The sequence below is a fragment of the Streptomyces sp. URMC 126 genome (assembly GCF_051386555.1).
Lineage (GTDB): Bacteria > Actinomycetota > Actinomycetes > Streptomycetales > Streptomycetaceae > Streptomyces.
On record NZ_JBPQTX010001177.1, the window covers coordinates 1 to 247 of the forward strand.

General features: G+C 80.2%; 1 pseudogene. It reads right to left on the reverse strand.

Features of this window, described 5'->3' with window-relative positions:
- Positions 1–73: 73 nt before the first annotated feature.
- Positions 74–247 (reverse strand): annotated as a pseudogene (locus ACSNOK_RS35575) (GntR family transcriptional regulator); the annotation flags it as partial.

The window sequence follows — 247 nt, forward strand, 5'->3', positions numbered from 1 at the left end:
CGCTGGCGCGGGCTCAACCTGCTGGGCTTCGCCCTGATGGCGGCCCGGGAGCGGTCGGTGGCGGGCTGAGGCGTCAGCCCTCCCGGCCGTACTCGGCGCCGATCGCCTCCTCGGCGGCGGCGAGTGCGGCGGCCCGGTCAAGGCCCAGGCGCCGCGCCCGCTGGGCGTACGCCCGTGCCGCCGTCGCGGCCTCGCGTGCGGCGGTGTCCCCGGTGGCGGCGATGAAGCTGCCGTGGCGGCCCCGGGT